A 14,201-nucleotide genomic window follows, 5' to 3' on the forward strand; every position below is an offset into this window, starting at 1 on the left:
GGCGACTTTTTGTCTCCCATGGAACCGCGCCTTGGCATCCATGGCAGCGTTGCCAATCCGCGCGATGGCTTCAGCCAGGACCCCCGTCCATACCGCACTACTTGGCACCCGTGCGAAAGCGGAACGTGGACGTGAACCCTGCACCCGCATTCGTGCCGGACACCGTGGCGGTGTAGGTGGTGTTGGCGCGCAGCGCAGCGGGGATGACGCAGGCCGCTCCTGCTGTGCACCACACGTTGGGATCGGTCGCTTGGCCATCCCCGTAGAGCGCCTTGATCACGACCGGCCCGCCAGGACCCGTGATCGATGCCGCAGCAACCCTCAGGTCGCTCGCGCCCTTGACCAGGATGGGCTGGCCCCAGATGGCATCGGCTTCTGCGGGGAACGGTGTCGGCACCTCCGCGCCTCTGGCCGCGAAAACACCGGCGCTTCCCTCGCATGGGTAGGTCAGAACCTTGCCGGCGTCCTGGTGCACGGAGTCCTTGGCCAGGCCGAAGACCATCTCCAGCGTCTGGGTCCCCACGGTGCTTGGCCCCAGAGCCAGACCGATGTCACGCAGCCCATGGAGCGCGACCAGGGCGTGGTAGGGAGCGCTCAGGATGAACCGCACCGCGTATTCGGCGTTCTCGGTGGGCGGCACGGTCGATACCGTCTCGCCCACCTGCTCGCGGTCGTAGCCGGACGCAGCGACGCGATCATCCAGATAAACGCCCGTGAACCTTGCCTTGCCGGGTTCCTGGAAGTGCCCCACTGCATTGTTTTGTGCCAAGTAGTTCAGATGCGCAATGGCGGCTTGGTCGAGTCTGGCGTTTTGCGCCAGCAGTCCGAAACCGCACTGGAGCCGCTCGGCGTTCAGCGTCTCGTAAACCAGGGCTTCGCTGCTGTTGGCTGCGTACGTGGCGGCAGGAACGCGGGTGACGATGGTGCTTGCTGCCGGTGTCAGCGTGTCGCCCCCATCTCCCCACGCCCCACCGCAGGCGGTCAGGGTCACGCCGGCCACCAGAACGGTCAACCATTCGTTTTTTGGTTTCATGCTTCTTTCTATCGATTGAGTTACCCGCCAAACTTAATGGGGCATCTCCCCCATGCCAAGCCATTCTTTCGCAAGGCAATTGATTACTTTTTCGTCCGGGGCAGGCATCCGTCATCGCCGCAGCTGCGCACCACTCGGGGCGGGAACGCTGCGCCGGCGGCGCCCGGGCACGCTGCGCGCGTCCGCTGTCCATCCCTTTGGGCGGGACCTAGAATCGCGCCATGCTTGACATTCAGCTTCTCCGCAAGGACCTCGACAGCGCCATCGCGCGCCTGGAAACCCGCCAAAACCCCCAGTCCTTCCTGAACGTGGAAGCGTTCCAGGTCCTGGAATCCGAGCGCAAGACGCTACAGACCCGCACGCAGGAACTGCAATCGCAGCGCAACCAGCTCTCCCGGCAGATCGGCCTGCAGATGGGCCAGGGCGACAGCGCCGGTGCGCAGGCCGCGAAGGACCAAGTGGCCGCGTCCAAGGCGGAACTGGAGCGATCGGCCACGCGCCTGGAGAAAATCCAGTCCGAGCTCGGGGCCATGCTCATGGCGGTTCCCAACCTGCCGCACGACAGCGTGCCCGTGGGCGCCGACGCATCCGGCAACGTGGAACTGCGCCGCTGGGGCGCCCCCGCCCGTTTTGACTTCGCGGTCAAGGACCACGTCGACGTGGGCACCCCGCTGGGCCTGGACTCCGAGATGGGCGTGAAGCTCTCGGGCACGCGCTTCACGGTGCTGCGCGGCGGGATCGCACGCCTGCACCGGGCCCTTGCCCAGTTCATGCTCGACCTGCAGACCGGCGAGCACGGCTACACCGAGTGCTACGTTCCCTACGCCGTGAACGCTGAATCGCTCAGGGGCACCGGCCAACTGCCCAAGTTCGAAGGCGATTTGTTCACAGCCAAAAAGGGCGGCCAGGACGCAGAGCCTGCACCCGACAACGCGGCGCTATACCTCATCCCCACCAGCGAGGTACCGCTGACCAACTTCGTGCGCGACGTGGTGCTGTCGCAGGCGCAGCTGCCCATCAAGCTCACGGCGCACACGCCCTGCTTTCGCTCCGAAGCCGGCAGCCACGGCCGCGACACCCGCGGCATGATCCGCCTGCACCAGTTCGACAAGGTCGAGATGGTGCAGATCGTGCACCCCGAAAAAAGCTACGCAGCCCTTGAGGAAATGACCCGCCACGCCGAGCGCGTTTTGCAAGCGCTGAACCTGCCCTACCGCGTGATGAGCCTGTGCACTGGCGACATCGGCTTTGGCGCCGCCAAAACCTACGACCTGGAAGTGTGGCTGCCCGCGCAGAACGGCTACCGCGAGATCAGCTCGGTGAGCAACTGCGAGGACTTCCAGGCCCGCCGCCTGCAAGCCCGCTTCAAAACCGCGCAGGGCAAGAACGAACTCGTGCACACCCTCAACGGCTCGGGACTGGCCGTGGGCCGCACCCTCGCTGCCGTGCTGGAAAACCACCAACGCGCGGACGGCAGCGTGGAACTGCCGCAGGTGCTGCGCCCCTACATGGGCGGAACGTCGGTGCTTGCACCGGAATAGCCATGGAATCCTGCTAAGATCGCAGGCTTCGGCGCACAGGAGAGGTGGCAGAGTGGTCGAATGTACCTGACTCGAAATCAGGCGTAGTGGCAACACTACCGTGGGTTCGAATCCCACCCTCTCCGCCATTTCGGAAAGCCCCGGCGTCGTTGCATGGCATCGACCGTCGAAGCACCCACCGCAGCCGCCGACGCGCTCAAAACAGCTGCCCCGTCCCCATGGCGTCTTGCGCGTCCCGCCCCTGTCCATATGTCCGTGCGCTGGGCCCCGGCTCCTCGCCGCGCCGTACCAGCGTGCCGGCGCGCACGCCCAGCAAACGCAGGCGCCTGTCCAGCGGCACCCGCCTGAGGCATTGCCCGGCCAGTTGGCGAATGGTCGCGCCGTCCGCCGTGTAGTTGCAGGCCGTCTGCTCGCGCGTGGCGGTCCTGAAGTCGTCGTAGCGCAGCTTCACGCCGATGGTGCGGGCCACGTAGCCTTTGCGTTGCAGGTCCTGCGCGAGGCGCATGCACAGGTCGGTGAAAATCCGGCCCAATTCGGCCTTGTCGTGCACGGCGTGCAGGTCGCGCTCGAACGTGGTCTCGCGGCTCATGCTCACGGGCTCGCTCGTGGTCACCACGGGGCTGTCGTCCTGGCCCCAGGCCGCGCGGTGCATCCAGGCCCCGATCGACTTGCCAAAGCGCTCCACCAGCCACTGCGGGTCTTGCGCCGCGAGCTCGCCAATGGTGTGCACGCCCAGCGCCGCCAGCTTCGCGCCCGCCTTGGGGCCGATGCCACTGATCTTGCGCACGTCGAGCGGCCAGATCCTGCTTTGCAGATCCTGCGCGTAGACGATGGAGACGCCGTTGGGCTTGTCGAACTCGCTGGCCATCTTGGCCAGCAGCCGATTGGGCGCCACGCCGATGGAGCAAGTCAGCCCCGTCCTGTCAAAAATGCTTTTCTGGATCAACCGCGCCAGCACACGCCCGCCCTCGCGCTGACCGCCGGGTACCTCGGTGAAGTCGATGTACACCTCGTCCACGCCCCGGTCCTGCATCACTGGCGCGATTTCGGTGATGGTGCTCTTGAAGAGGCGCGAATACCTGCGCACCTCGTCCGCATCCACGGGCAGCACGATGGCCTGGGGACACAGCCGGGCCGCCTTCATCATGCCCATGGCCGAGCCCACACCAAACTGCCGCGCGGCGTAGGTGGCCGTGGTGATCACGCCCCGGCCCACATAGTCCCTGAGCCGCGCAAAGTCCGCCACCGGGACGCTGCTCGGACCTGCACCATCGGGGCCTTGCGGCAAAAGCGCGTCGCCCTCGCGGCGCCTGCCACCAATCACCACCGGCAGGCCCTTGAGCTGCGGGTAGCGCAGCAGTTCGACGGAGGCAAAGAAGGCATCCATGTCGAGATGCGCGATGCGGCGCAACGACCCGCCGGGGCGCTCGGGTGCACAAGGGTCGGCAGAGGGGTCTGGCGCAGCCACGGTCACGGTCACGGCCGCCATTGTGCGCAACTGCGAAGCGCGCGCGCCGCCGCTGCGCGTAAGCACCAGCACACCCGGGTGACCCATCTCGAGGGCCGTGATCCACGCGATGCCGTCGTCGCTGCGCATCCCGGAAATCGCCTTGCTGGAGATCATGCCCCGGTCGCCGAGCATGAGCACCTGATCGAGGCCAAAGCGCTGACGCACCTGCTGCACCGCCGGCAAGCAGCGCAGGCTATCGGCGGTGTTGCCATCGAACACCGAGACGGCCACCGGGCCGCCACGGACATCGGTGAGCAGGCCGTATCCCCCTGCAACGTACCGCGCTTGCCGTCGCGGCTGTGCCCCGCTGGGCCAACGGGCAGCCGTGGCCCTCGAAGTCGCTGGAGGAGGGTGTCGGGCGAGACGATGCGCGCGGCCACCATGGCCAGCACCAAGTCACGCTCGCGGCTGGGCGCACGAGCGAGCACGGACGCCAGCCCCAGGCGCTGCATGGCGACACGGACGGTCTCATGGATTCCAAATGTAAAATGTGTTATAGTCCGTGAGCGCTTCGTGGCCGTGCGGTCGGCCACAGCATCCCCAAGGCAGTCCGGCTGGCCGGATGCAGCGCAAACCAAGTGTGAAGTCCGCTCCGAAAAATCCCAACCAGCAAATAAAGTGAAAAATATGAAAAACGTGAAGACAATAAACGTAACAGTCGATTTGACGTACGATGCAGGTAAAGGAGAAATCCAAGTGTATGGCACGCTGGTTGCAACGTATGATCCCGAACAACAACAATACATCAAGTACGCAATTACATTCAATCCAGACCTCCCCGCATTTACTCCCTTGGCCGATCAGCTGGTTAAAATTCATGTCATGTACAACTCTTTGACTTCTCCGATCGTTACATCACAGCATGGTGAGTGGCTTAAAACCCCAGTTACCATAGAAAACTTTGAGATGCCGAAACATACTTACATCGTATCTGTGAGCGTCGTACAAGGTACTCTTGTCGTTAACAGTGATCAATTTGATCTGTAAACTGGGTTGGCGTCCCTTCCATTCGCGCTCGCCGTAGAAGTTGGGACCGGGGCGGTCTTCGGAGCAAACGCCAGCGCGTCATGCGCTCCGGGGTTTATGCAACGACGACGCCCCGTCACAGCAGCACCTCGCCCGTCACGCAAGTCACCGTGCTCCTCATCGTCCTGGCTGGGGGTGAATTGCACCACCGCGCTGGCGGCCAAAAACTGTTCAATTTGCGCGATCGTCGTGAGCCGCGTCTCGTCCATGCTGACCACCATTTCCTGATGATCAACCCACCCTCGCTCGGGGCCTGCAACCGCCCCTTCAGACTCATACATCGTTGGAAATGCGGGGTTCCTTCAGACTCATACCTCGTTGGACAAGGCTTGGCACGCCGAAGTCTCCGGCCAAGGTGCTAGAGTGCCACTGCCGCGTGGTGGCCCGTTGAGCGAGACGATGCGCGCGGCCACCATGGCCAGCCCCAGGCGCTGCATGGTGACACGGACGGCCTGCAGGAACCCCAAAAATGTAAAATGCGTTAAAATTCGTGAGCGCTTCGTGGCCGTGCGGTCGGCCACAGCATCCCCAAGGCAGTCCGGCTGGCCGGATGCAGCGCAAACCAAGTCCATTCCGCAAAATCCCAACCAGCAAATGAGGTGAAAAACATGAATACCATAGACATAAAAGTCGATTTGACGTACGGTACAGAGGAGGAAGCAAGCCAAAAGTATGGCAAGTTGATTGGAACGTTTGATTCCGAAAAACAAGAATACGTCAAGTTTGTAATTACATTCAATGCAGACCTCGACGCATTCAGTTCTTTGTACGATCAGCTGGTTGCAATTCAGGTCATGTACGACAAAAAAACCACTCCGATAGTTGAATCAAAGAATAATGACTGGCTTAAAAACCCAATTACCATATACGGCTGTGATTTGTCGAAAGGTACTTATGTCGTATCTGTGAGCTCCGTAAAAGGTACTGCTGTCGTTGATAGTGATGAATTTGTTCTGTGAACTGGGTTGGCGTCCCTTCCATCCGCGCTCGCCGTAGAAGTTGGGACCGGGGCGGTCCTCGGAGCAAACGCCAGCGCGTCATGCACTCCGGGGGTTATGCCATTTCGTTAACGAGATGGGTTTGCGCAACGGCGCCGCCCCGTCACAGCAGCACCTCGCCCGTCACGCAGGTCACCGTGCTGCCACCGACCCAGATATCCGCGCCGTCGCGCCGCACGTGCACCCGCCCGGCGCGGCCCAGGCAACTGCCCTGACTCGCGACGTACTGTGCGGGGGCCAGGCCGGCGCCAATCAGCCACTGGGCCAGCGCGGCGTTGAGGCTGCCGGTGACCGGGTCTTCGATCAATCCGTTGTTGCCGGTGAAGAAGGCGCGCACTTCAAAGGCAATGCCCCGGGAATCGCTGCCATCCATGGCACCGACCACACCCAGGTCCAGCCCCGCCAGGAGGGCGCTGTCGGGTCTGAGCGCCAGCACCTGCTGCGCCGAGCGCAGCATGAGGCCGCGCCAGTGGGGGCCGTTGGCGCACCAGGCGTGGTGCAGGATGTCGCTGCGCTCCACGCCCAGGCCACGGACGATCCGTGCCACGTCGGCCTCGTCCAGGGGGTCGTTGCGGATCAGCGCCGGAGCGGCAAAGGCCAGGCGCTCGCCGTCCCGGCGCAGTGCCACCAGACCCACGCCGCATTCCTGCAGCACCTTGTCTGCCCGTTGGGGGCGGCCGCCGGCTTCGAGCCAGGCATGGCAACTGCCCAGCGTGGGGTGGCCGGCAAAGGGCAATTCGCGGCCGGGGCAGAAGATGCGCAGGCGGTAATCCGCACCGGCTGCCCGTCCCTGGGGTGTGGGCGGCAAAACGAAGGCGGCCTCGGACAGGTTGGTCCAGTGGGTGAAGTCCTGCATGGCCTGCGTGGCAAGGTCGGTGCCGTCGAGCACCACGGCCAGGGGGTTGCCGCGGTAGGGCACGCTGGTAAAGACGTCAACCTGTCTGAAGGGGCGTGGGTGCATGGCTGGGGCTCCGTGGTTCTTCAGCGGACCTCGCGAATGGCGGACCGCAATGCCGGGGGTGATCTGCTCGACCGCGGAGCCCATGGCAGGACGGGGCTTGTGCGGCGCAGGCCTTGAATGTAGGCTCGTCCGCCAATACACCATAAATACAGTTGCAAAGTGCAGTGGCGCATCTGTATTGCTGGCCATGGCGGTACAAACCGCTGCGTTCGGGAGCCCCTTGCATGCTGACGAGATCGCCCACCCAGTCGCTGACCGAGCAGTTGTCGGCGCGAATTTCCGAGCGCATCCGCAACCGCCTGCTGGCGCCCGGCGCGCGCCTGCCCTCGGTGCGCCAGTGCGCGCAGCAAAACGGGGTGAGTCCGTCCACCGTGGTCGCGGCCTACGACCAGTTGCTGGCCCAGGGGCTGGTGCAGGCGCGCAAGAACCGGGGCTTTTTTGTGCGCGAAGGCGGCCGTGCGGCGGCGGACGCCGATGCCGGCGCCACGGACCCGGCGCCGGCGGGCCAGCGCCTGGCGACAGACGCCGTGGGGCGCGGTGCCCGGGGCGTCGCGCCCGTGAATGCCACGGCGCTGATCCGCGGGATGTTCCACAAGATCAACGACCAGCCCCAGCCCGGGATGGGCGTGTTTCCGTCGCAATGGCTGGAGTCCGCGTTCATGCCCGCCGCGGTGCGCAAGGTGGCGAATGCGCGCGCGCTGCAGGATTTTTCCTTGCAGTACGGCGAGCCCCTGGGGGACGCCGGCCTGCGCCGCCAACTGGCCAAGCGGCTGGACGCGTTCGGTGTGCACACCACGCCCGAGCACATCATCACCACCGTCGGCGCCACCCACGCGCTCGACATCGTGAGCCGCACCCTGCTGCGGCCCGGCGACCCGGTCATGGTCGAGGAGCCCGGCTGGGCCGTGGAGTTTGCGCGCCTGGCCGCCTTGGGCATGCGCATCCTGCCCGTGCCGCGCCGCGCGGACGGCCCCGATCTGGCGGTCATGGCCCGGTACTGCGAGGTGCACCGGCCCAAGCTCTACGTGAGCGTGAGCGTGCTGCACAACCCCACGGGCCATTGCCTGGCGCCCGGCAGCGCGCACCGCGTGCTGCAGCTGGCCGACGCGCACGGCTTTCATGTGGTCGAGGACGACAGCTACAGCCACATCGCCCCCGAGCATGCGATCCGCCTGGCGGCGCTCGACGGCTTGCAGCGCACGATCTACGTGAGCGGCTTTGCCAAGATCCTCGCGCCCAACTGGCGCGTCGGCTTCCTGGCCGCGCCGCCCGCGCTGCTCGAGCCGCTGCTCGATACCAAGCTGCTGACCACCCTGACCACGCCCGCCCTGCTGGAGAAAGCGCTGGCGCTGTGCATGGAGCAGGGGCAGCTGCGCCGCCATGCCGAGCGCATCCGCACACGGCTTGATGCAGCGCGTGCACGCAGCGTGAAACTGGCGCTGGCGGCGGGTTGCCGCTTCGCGGCCGAGCCCGCGGGGCTGTTTGGCTGGGTGGACACGGGGGTGGACACCGACGCGCTGTCGCAGCGCATGCTCGACGAGGGCTACTTGCTCGCGCCCGGCGCGCTGTTCCACGCCGAGCGCAAGCCGGGCCCGCTGATGCGCATCAACTTTGCGACCACGCAGGACGCGGCGTTCTGGCGCGTCTTCGAGCGCCTGCGGGCGGAGCAGGACCGGCTGCGCTGACCCGCGGACAAACCGGATGCAGGAGCAATCCCCCATGGCACCCCGATACACTGCCTGCGTCCCCAACCGATCGATGTGCTTGACGCCGCTGTAGTCACTTGGAAAGTCCATCCCGAAGACACAAGGAGTCGTGCATGACCCTCACCGAACTCAAGTACATCGTCGCCGTGGCCCGGGAAAAGCATTTCGGCCATGCCGCCGACGCTTGCTGCGTGTCGCAACCCACGCTGTCGGTGGCCGTCAAGAAGCTTGAGGCGGAGCTCGACGTGAAGCTCTTTGAACGCAGCGCGGGCGAGGTCTCGGTGACGCCGCTGGGCGAAGAGATCGTGCGCCAGGCGCAGAGCGTGCTGGAGCAGGCCGCAGCGATCAAGGAAATCGCCAAGCGCGGCAAGGACCCGCTGGCCGGGCCGCTCACGCTGGGCGTGATCTACACCATCGGCCCCTACCTGCTGCCCGACCTGGTGCGCGAGTCGATTGCGCGCACCCCGCAAATGCCGCTCATGCTGCAGGAGAACTACACCAGCAAGCTGCTGGAGATGCTGCGCACCGGCGAGATCGATTGCGCCATCCTGGCCCAGCCCTTCCCCGACGCGGGCCTGGCCATTGCGCCGCTGTACGACGAGCCCTTCCTGGCGGCCGTTCCGGCCACGCACGCGTTTGCGCGCAGGCAGTCCGTGAGCGCCGCCGAACTCAAGAGCGAGACCATGCTGCTGCTCGGCGCGGGCCATTGCTTTCGTGACCATGTGCTCGCGGTCTGTCCCGAATTCGCGCGGTTCTCCAGCAATGCCGAAGGCATCCGCAAGTCGTTTGAAGGCTCGTCGCTGGAGACCATCAAGCACATGGTCGCCGCCGGCATGGGGGTGACGCTGGTGCCGCGCCTGTCGGTGCCGTGCGCCGCGCTGCCCGGCGCCCTGCCCCGCAGCCAGGGCGCCGAGTCCCCCGTGCGCTACCTGCCCATCCGTGAGCAAGATGGCGGCACCCCGCCGATGCGCCGCGTGGTGCTGGTCTGGCGCCGCAGCTTCCCGCGCCACGAGGCCATCGCCACCCTGCGCAAGGCCATCCATGCCTGCGGACTGCCCGGGGTGACGCCATTACCCTGAGTCGGGCGCCGGCGCCGGCACCGCTCATGCGTGCAGCAACGGCACCCTGGTCGAGAATTTTGCCCTGCGCGTCGCGAAGAAGGCCCTGACGTTGCGCACGTTCGCATCGCCCGTGAACAGCCGCTGCGCCAGCGACAGATAGCCGGGCATGTCACGCACGTGGAGCACGAGAACAAAGTCCGGACCCGGCGACACGCGCCAGCACTGCTGCACCGCGGCGTCGGCCACGGCGCGGGCTTCAAAGGCGTCCAGCGACTCGGCGCCCTGGCGCTCGAGCGAGACCTCGACGATGCACGCCAGGCCGTGGCCCTGGATGGCCGCAAGCCGCTCGGGCTCAAGGATGGCCACCTGGCGCTCGATCAGTCCCGCCGCCTGCAGGCGCTGGACGCGGCGCAGGCAGGTGGGCGGCGACACGTGCACCTGCTGCGCCAGCGACTGCTGGCTCTGCGCCGCGTCGGTTTGCAGCAGATCGAGCAGTTGCAGGTCGATCCGGTCCAGGCTGATGGATTTCGATTTCTGTATTTTCATGAACTTGGATTTCACATTGCTTCAATAACGAAATTCAAATTCAAAAACAGGAAAATATCAATCAAATATTTCCTTGTTCGACGCCTACCATCGGACCCTCGTTTTCAACCCGGGGCAAAACAGCATGTGCGGCATCGTCGGCGCGGTCTCCACGCGCAACATCGTTCCCATCCTCGTCCAGGGCCTGCAACGGCTGGAGTACCGGGGCTATGACTCCTGCGGCGTCGCCGTGCACGCCGGCAGCCTGGACGCGACGCAGCCGGCCGGCCTGCAGCGCGCGCGCAGCACGGCGCGCGTGGCCGAATTGCTGGACCAGGTGCAGGCCGGGCACATACAGGGCGCCACCGGAATCGCCCACACGCGCTGGGCCACGCACGGTGCGCCTGCGGTGCACAACGCGCACCCCCACTTCAGCCATGGCGCGGGCCGCGACGCCGCAGCCGCGGGCCGCGTGGCCCTGGTGCACAACGGCATCATCGAAAACCACGAAGAACTGCGCGCGGCCCTGCAGGCCCGCGGCTATGCGTTTGCCAGCCAGACCGACACCGAGGTCATCGCGCACCTGATCGACAGCCACTACGGCGGCGACCTGTTCGAAGCCGTGCAGGCCGCCGTGACCCAGTTGCGCGGCGCTTACGCCATCGCCGTGCTGCACCGCGACGAACCCCGGCGCGTGGTCGGCGCGCGTGCCGGCTCGCCGCTGGTCCTGGGCGTGGGGCGGGACGGCTCCGAGCATTTTCTGGCCAGCGACGCCCTGGCCCTGGCGGGCGTCACCGAGCAGATCGTGTACCTGGAAGAAGGCGATCTGGCAGACCTGCAACTGGGCCGCTACTGGATCGTGGGTCGCAGGCCGGACGGCGGCTCCGAACCCCTCCCGCCCGACCGGCGCCCGGTGCACACGCTGCCAGCGCACAGCGGCGCGGCCGAACTCGGCGCGTACCGCCACTACATGCAAAAGGAGATCTTCGAGCAGCCGCGCGCGCTTGCCGACACGCTCGAAGGCGTGGCGGGAATCGTTCCCGAGCTATTCGACGGCGCAGGCCGGCCCGGCGTCGCCGCCTGGCGCGTGTTCCAGGAGATCGACAGCGTGCTCATCCTGGCCTGCGGCAGCAGCTACTACAGCGGCTGCACCGCGAAGCACTGGTTGGAGGAAATCGCGCGCATTCCGACCCAGGTGGAAGTCGCCAGCGAGTACCGCTACCGCGCCAGCGTGCCCAACCCGCGCACGCTCGTCGTCGCCATCAGCCAGTCGGGCGAAACGGCGGACACGCTCGCGGCCCTGCGCCACGCGCAAGGCCTGGGCATGCAGCACACGCTGAGCATCTGCAACGCAGCCAACAGCGCCATGGTGCGCGAATGCCAGCTGGCCTACGTCACCCGCGCCGGGGTCGAGATCGGCGTGGCCAGCACCAAGGCCTTCAGCACGCAGCTGGCGGGCCTTTTCTTGCTGACCCTGGCGTTGGCGCAGTCCAAGGGCCGGCTCAGCAGCGCGCAGGAGGCCGCGCACCTTCGGGCCATGCGCCACCTGCCCGTGGCCCTGCAGGCCGTGCTCGCGCTCGAGCCCCAGCTCATCGCCTGGGCCGAGGACTTTGCACGCATGGAGAACGCGCTCTTCCTGGGCCGCGGTCTGCACTACCCGATTGCCCTCGAAGGGGCGCTCAAGCTCAAGGAAATCAGCTACATCCACGCCGAGGCCTACCCTGCGGGCGAACTCAAGCACGGCCCTCTGGCGCTGGTCACGAGCGCCATGCCCGTGGTGACGGTGGCGCCCAACGACACGCTCCTGGAAAAGCTCAAGAGCAATATGCAGGAGGTGCGCGCGCGCGCCGGCGTGCTGTACGTGCTGGCCGACGCCGACACGCGCATCGAGCGCAGCGAAGGCATCCACGTGATCCGCATGCCCGAGCACTACGGCGCCCTGAGCCCGCTGCTGCACGTGGTGCCGCTGCAATTGCTCGCGTATCACACCGCCTGCGCGCGCGGGACCGACGTGGACAAGCCCAGAAACCTGGCCAAGAGCGTGACGGTGGAGTGATGCGCAGCGGGTGCTGCGTCAGTTGTTCCTTGCCAATAAAGTCATCTCTTTATACACAAGCCCCCGAGCATAAGCTATGCTACCTATTTCATAGCGAAAGCACACAATGAACTGGGTAGCCACGGAATTCAAGAGCATGAACCTGGGGGACCCCAGACGCAAACAGCGTGCGATCCACCTGATCGAGAGCTTGAGCGCCAAGCCCACGGCCAGTATCCCCCAAGCCTGCGGCGATTGGGCCGACACCATCGGAGCCTACCGCTTCTTTGGCAATGAGGAGGTCCAGTGGGAAGACATCCTGGCGCCGCACATCGAAAACTCGGTGGCCCGCATGGCGGCGCACGAGCATGTTTTGTGCATCCAGGACACCACCGAACTGAACTTCAATGGGCAAGAGGCCAAGGGGTTGGGGCCACTGAGCTACGAGGCCCAGCGCGGCATGTACCTGCACCCCACGTACGCCATCTCCACCTCGCGCGAGCCGCTGGGTGTGCTCGATGCGTGGATGTGGGCACGACAGCCGCGCCAGAGCGATGGTAGCCGTCCTGGCGTCAGCGAAAGCCTGCGCTGGATAGAGGGCTACGAACGACTGGCCGAGATGGCCCCGCAGTTGCCCAATACACGACTGGTCTACGTGGCCGACCGCGAGGCTGACATCATGGCCCTGATGGTGCGAGCACGTGACTTGGGCGAGCCAGTGGACTGGTTGCTGCGCAGCAAACACAACCGAGTTCTCGGAGAAGACGACAAACTGTGGAGCCGGGTGACGGCGGGTGATTCGCAGGGAGAGATTCGTTTCACCCTTGCCTCGCGCCAGGGGTCGCGCCCTCGTGAAGTGGTACAGCAAGTGTGGGCGCAAGCGCTGGAGTTGCCCGATGGCCACGGCGGGTTTGTGCAGGCCACATGCATCGTTGCCCGGGAGGAGCCGCTGGCGAATGGCGAAAAGCCCATCGAGTGGAGATTGCTGACGAACTTGCCCGTGGAGACCCTGGAGCAAGCCGCGCGGATGATCGACTGGTACCGGGCGCGCTGGGAGATCGAAATGTTCTTTCATGTGCTCAAGAACGGTTGCCGGATTGAAGCCTTGCAGTTGGGCAGTGTCAGCAAGATAGAACGCGCGGTGGTGCTGTACATGGTGGTGGCCTGGCGCATTGCCCGGCTGATGCGACTGGGGCGTAGCTGCCCGCAACTGGATGCGCAACTGATGTTCGAGCCCGACGAATGGAAAGCGGCATACATCCTGAACAAGCAAGAGTTGCCCAAGGAGCCGCCCACGCTCAACGAGGTAGTGCGGCTGATTGCCAGACTGGGGGGCTTTCTTGCGCGAAAGCGCGATGGTGAGCCCGGAGTCAAGACCATCTGGCTGGGAATGCAGCGCATTCTTGACTTTGCCGCTGGCATCAGGTTCTGTCGCGAGCTTCAGGCTCAGGGGAGCTGTGTATAACGAAATGGGCCCAAGCCCGTCCCAAGAACCGATATCGGCTGGTGTTGGTGCGTTTAGATCGCACTGCGCAATCATCTCGGTCAAGACGAATTTTTGCTTCGGCGTCAGCACGATCGTACCGTCCGACGTAATGTCAAGAATGAGGCTGCGCCCCGCGCCGACGCGTAAGGAGCGGAGGACCGAGGGCGGCATCACTAGTGCAGTGCTGTTACCCATCTTTCTAAGCACAACTTCCATGATCCATCCTTGCCAAACATTGTTGCTCGCATTGTCCGGCATTCTCATAACATCACATATGGATAGACGTGATGCTTACTGCGGGAACTTGTGAGCTGGCACC

The 14,201-nt window shown here is 65.1% G+C and carries 11 protein-coding genes and 1 tRNA gene; 8 read left to right on the forward strand and 4 right to left on the reverse strand.

The features are described 5' to 3' along the window. Positions 1-97: 97 nt before the first annotated feature. Positions 98-1,033, reverse strand: a complete 936-nt coding sequence (locus D5041_RS20630) for a CAP domain-containing protein (protein ID WP_265285642.1) — start codon at positions 1,031-1,033, stop codon at positions 98-100. A gap of 221 nt (positions 1,034-1,254) precedes the next feature. Between D5041_RS20630 and serS the strand changes: the two genes are divergently transcribed. Both serS and D5041_RS20640 read left to right on the forward strand, forming a co-directional pair. Continuing rightward, positions 1,255-2,574: a serine--tRNA ligase gene (gene serS / locus D5041_RS20635; RefSeq protein WP_010106930.1), complete on the forward strand. Its 1,320-nt coding sequence runs from the start codon at positions 1,255-1,257 to the stop codon at positions 2,572-2,574. A gap of 38 nt (positions 2,575-2,612) precedes the next feature. Beyond that, positions 2,613-2,702: transfer RNA gene (locus D5041_RS20640), tRNA-Ser, on the forward strand. Between the two features lie 68 nt (positions 2,703-2,770). On the opposite strand, the gene D5041_RS20645 is transcribed toward D5041_RS20640, so the two are convergent. Then, positions 2,771-4,063, reverse strand: coding sequence for a Y-family DNA polymerase (locus D5041_RS20645; protein ID WP_407702325.1), 1,293 nt, complete (start codon positions 4,061-4,063; stop codon positions 2,771-2,773). Positions 4,064-4,465: 402 nt separating this feature from the next. On the opposite strand from D5041_RS20645, the gene D5041_RS20650 reads away from it, so the two are divergent. Further along, on the forward strand, positions 4,466-5,071 hold the full coding sequence (locus tag D5041_RS20650; RefSeq protein ID WP_265259260.1) for a hypothetical protein: 606 nt from the start codon (positions 4,466-4,468) through the stop codon (positions 5,069-5,071). Positions 5,072-5,718: 647 nt separating this feature from the next. After that, on the forward strand, positions 5,719-6,069 hold the full coding sequence (locus D5041_RS20655) for a hypothetical protein (RefSeq protein WP_138927799.1): 351 nt from the start codon (positions 5,719-5,721) through the stop codon (positions 6,067-6,069). 142 nt (positions 6,070-6,211) lie between these two features. On the opposite strand, the gene D5041_RS20660 is transcribed toward D5041_RS20655, so the two are convergent. Beyond that, the gene (locus tag D5041_RS20660; protein ID WP_010101599.1) at positions 6,212-7,069 is read right to left on the reverse strand and encodes a PhzF family protein; all 858 of its coding nucleotides are present in this window, start codon (positions 7,067-7,069) and stop codon (positions 6,212-6,214) included. Between the two features lie 224 nt (positions 7,070-7,293). Here D5041_RS20660 and D5041_RS20665 point away from each other — a divergent pair, with 224 nt between their 5' ends. Continuing rightward, complete coding sequence (locus D5041_RS20665) at positions 7,294-8,754, forward strand: aminotransferase-like domain-containing protein (RefSeq protein ID WP_265285643.1); 1,461 nt, start codon at positions 7,294-7,296, stop codon at positions 8,752-8,754. Positions 8,755-8,888: 134 nt separating this feature from the next. After that, positions 8,889-9,854, forward strand: a complete 966-nt coding sequence (locus tag D5041_RS20670) for a LysR substrate-binding domain-containing protein (RefSeq protein ID WP_010104718.1) — start codon at positions 8,889-8,891, stop codon at positions 9,852-9,854. Between the two features lie 24 nt (positions 9,855-9,878). On the opposite strand, the gene D5041_RS20675 is transcribed toward D5041_RS20670, so the two are convergent. Further along, positions 9,879-10,382 (reverse strand): Lrp/AsnC family transcriptional regulator, encoded by a 504-nt coding sequence (locus tag D5041_RS20675; protein WP_010104716.1) that lies wholly within the window; start codon positions 10,380-10,382, stop codon positions 9,879-9,881. 124 nt (positions 10,383-10,506) lie between these two features. On the opposite strand from D5041_RS20675, the gene glmS reads away from it, so the two are divergent. Both glmS and D5041_RS20685 read left to right on the forward strand, forming a co-directional pair. Continuing rightward, entirely contained in the window at positions 10,507-12,417 is a 1,911-nt protein-coding gene (glmS, locus tag D5041_RS20680) for a glutamine--fructose-6-phosphate transaminase (isomerizing) (RefSeq protein WP_265285777.1), read from the forward strand. A gap of 106 nt (positions 12,418-12,523) precedes the next feature. Then, entirely contained in the window at positions 12,524-13,861 is a 1,338-nt protein-coding gene (locus D5041_RS20685; protein WP_265285644.1) for an IS4 family transposase, read from the forward strand. Positions 13,862-14,201: the final 340 nt, after the last annotated feature.

It is taken from the genome of Verminephrobacter aporrectodeae subsp. tuberculatae, assembly GCF_026127385.1.
In the GTDB taxonomy this organism is placed as follows: domain Bacteria; phylum Pseudomonadota; class Gammaproteobacteria; order Burkholderiales; family Burkholderiaceae_C; genus Acidovorax; species Acidovorax aporrectodeae.

Bases quoted from the DNA above. Each gene is read 5' to 3' on its own strand.
- serS (WP_010106930.1), top strand. From the start codon at position 1,255: ATGCTTGACATTCAGCTTCTCCGCAAGGACCTCGACAGCGCCATCGCG.
- D5041_RS20630 (WP_265285642.1), bottom strand. From the start codon at position 1,033: ATGAAACCAAAAAACGAATGGTTGACCGTTCTGGTGGCCGGCGTGACC.
- D5041_RS20655 (WP_138927799.1), top strand. From the start codon at position 5,719: ATGAATACCATAGACATAAAAGTCGATTTGACGTACGGTACAGAGGAG.
- D5041_RS20670 (WP_010104718.1), top strand. From the start codon at position 8,889: ATGACCCTCACCGAACTCAAGTACATCGTCGCCGTGGCCCGGGAAAAG.
- D5041_RS20645 (WP_407702325.1), bottom strand. From the start codon at position 4,063: ATGGCGGCCGTGACCGTGACCGTGGCTGCGCCAGACCCCTCTGCCGAC.
- D5041_RS20650 (WP_265259260.1), top strand. From the start codon at position 4,466: ATGGCCAGCACCAAGTCACGCTCGCGGCTGGGCGCACGAGCGAGCACG.
- D5041_RS20685 (WP_265285644.1), top strand. From the start codon at position 12,524: ATGAACTGGGTAGCCACGGAATTCAAGAGCATGAACCTGGGGGACCCC.
- D5041_RS20675 (WP_010104716.1), bottom strand. From the start codon at position 10,382: ATGAAAATACAGAAATCGAAATCCATCAGCCTGGACCGGATCGACCTG.
- D5041_RS20665 (WP_265285643.1), top strand. From the start codon at position 7,294: ATGCTGACGAGATCGCCCACCCAGTCGCTGACCGAGCAGTTGTCGGCG.
- glmS (WP_265285777.1), top strand. From the start codon at position 10,507: ATGTGCGGCATCGTCGGCGCGGTCTCCACGCGCAACATCGTTCCCATC.
- D5041_RS20660 (WP_010101599.1), bottom strand. From the start codon at position 7,069: ATGCACCCACGCCCCTTCAGACAGGTTGACGTCTTTACCAGCGTGCCC.